Raw genomic sequence first — 2,417 nt, forward strand, 5'->3', positions numbered from 1 at the left:
GAATATATGTTACGTAATTATATAAAATCAAAATAATCCCTATTAAGTGCAACCTATTTCACATTAATGGGCTCGATATTACGTGTTTTTGGTTATGTAGAGCGCTGCTTGCGAATTTAATTTTCTATTGGTACCTCTGTCATTTTCTTATTTATTCCCCTCAAGTTATTAGAGCAATCAATCGCGTTTGTTTACTGAAAATGCTGGTGGGTAGCCAAACGCTTTTTTATAAGCGCTGGTGAAGTTAGAAGGGTGTCGATAACCTGCGTGGTAAGCTACTTCAGTGATTGACACCAACCCTTGTTCTAAGTGCTTGCGTGCCATTTCTAGTCGACGACGTCTTATGTAACTTTTGATGCTGCAACCAATCACGTCTTTGAATTTTCTTCTAAGGTTTGATTCGCTAGTAGTCGCGTATTCAGCCAAGGACTTAACTGATAAGTCTTTGTCGAGGTTCTCCTCAATGTAGTTAATCAACTCATCAATTGAGTGCTTTGCACTTTCAGTCGCCGCTGTTTGTGTTTCTGTAACTCCGACTTCTAACGCGGTATCACTATTAGACAGCTGTTCGAACACTTCTAATACCAAGCAGTGCGTTAATGCCTCTAACCTAATCTTCTTAAATGTGTCGCTTCCATCTTGTAACTGGATGATCCTTTCGAGTAGTTCTTGTAATTGATGATTTGATTGCAAGTCGAAATGGGATAAGTGTTGAGAAATGAAATCGTCAATCCGGCTGCCAGATTCTATGCGTTCTTGGATCCAATGGTGTGGGATGAGTACTTTTAATTTAGAAACCTTGTTGCCTTTTTGAACAGTTCGTCGGAATGTCGCGGGTTTTGCTAGATTGACTACCAAGGCTTGATAGCCATGTTTTGAATCCATAACGAAGTTTGAATCGTCGTAGCCGAAATCGAGTTTTCCTTCTTTTAAAATTATTAAAATCAGAGCCTTACGAGCCGTCGAGATGACTTGGTGATCTTTGAGTTCTGTCGTAGTTCCCCAGTGCAGAGAGAAGTTCTCTTGCACCTTGCAAATATCCACATTGCCTTCAATTAGAGGGACTGTTTCTGAGTATTGCTCCGATACCATTTGAAAATTTTCTTCACTCCCTACCCAACGCACGAGGGCACTTTTCTTAAGAGGTGAAGGTATTCGACTATTCATAAGCTCCTGCCAATTTTCATAACAATCCAATCACTTTGGATAACTCAATCTGCTGTTCCCATGTGAAAAAGAAAATTACCATAAATGATAATCAATATCATTAACTGCAATTGGATTATCATGAAATGGATTTTTTTCGTTACCGCTCTGTTCACTCAAATAGTAAGTGCGCAGGCAATGATCGTTGAAGCAAATAAGCCTCAGCGCATTGAGCTCCACTCTCAGCAAGACACGTTTTTAAAGATCAATGAACCAGGTTACTACCGTGGTTTTATCCGAAGCCAAAGCCACATGGAACACGTGATTGCTTTTAATTCCGCTGGCGATCCAATAAAAAAATTACTGAATCATGAGGCGAGAGAGACTGAGATTTTTTGGTATGTCGATCAAGCTGACACTTATCGAATTGAAATGAAGAGTGCTGATACTGAGGTATCTAAGGCTGAAATGCAGCTTGCTCCTATGCCTCTGAAAAAGGATCAGTATCTATCGCCAGAGGTGTCGATGCTAAGTCCAACATTGTCACGTACTGCAGCTGATATTCATGGCGGTGTAAAAGATGCAGAAAAAAAGTTTTGGCAAATCATTGAGTCTCAGGGGGCACCGCTTGTCGAGTATCAACCTGACAACAAGGCTTTCGTTACTTTTTTATTTCGTGGGAATGCCAACAACGTTCGGCTATTAGGTGCGCCATATGGCGGACATGCACAGATGAGCAAAATTGAAGGCAGTGATATCTGGTTTCGCTCTTTTGAAGTTCCAGATTCAACGCGTCTCTCCTATCGAATCGCACCTAATGTTCCTCAATTAGCTCGTGATACTAACCGAGAACAACGCAGAGCAGTATTGGCGACTGCAGCACTAGACCCATTAAATTTGGAGCCTAGCTTTGGCTCTGATACTGGAATATTTGGCTCTGCTTCTACCTTGACGCTTAAACATGCATCAAGCGATAGCGTAGCGACAGAAGAAGGTAACCCCAAAGGTCAGTTAACGCATTTTCTTTATCAGGGGGATGCTGAGGTTGAAGCAAGGCACATCAGTCTGTATGAGCCAAATAGCGTTTACTCAACAACTGATAAGTCACCGCTTTTGATCTTGTTTGATGGTGAATCTTACATCGACAAAGTCCCAACGCCTCTGGTGATGGATAACTTAATTGCGAGTAAAGCTATTCCTCCGATGAGAGTGGTGTTTGTTAACCCGCTCAGACCGAGCCTTCGTGCAAAAGAGCTGACACCGAATAAAGC

General features: G+C 41.7%; 2 protein-coding genes. One reads left to right on the forward strand and one right to left on the reverse strand.

Annotated features, from left to right (window positions below; all coding sequences use genetic code 11):
• Positions 1 to 177: 177 nt before the first annotated feature.
• Positions 178 to 1,167 (reverse strand): AraC family transcriptional regulator, encoded by a 990-nt coding sequence (locus BCT81_RS27215; protein ID WP_241908287.1) that lies wholly within the window; start codon positions 1,165 to 1,167, stop codon positions 178 to 180.
• A 120-nt stretch (positions 1,168 to 1,287) separates the two neighbouring features.
• Here BCT81_RS27215 and BCT81_RS27220 point away from each other — a divergent pair.
• The coding region (locus BCT81_RS27220; RefSeq protein WP_198596975.1) for an enterochelin esterase domain-containing protein at positions 1,288 to 2,417 on the forward strand (1,130 nt) is incomplete at its 3' end.

The sequence above is a fragment of the Vibrio sp. 10N.261.52.A1 genome (assembly GCF_002876325.1).
GTDB lineage: Bacteria > Pseudomonadota > Gammaproteobacteria > Enterobacterales > Vibrionaceae > Vibrio > Vibrio chagasii.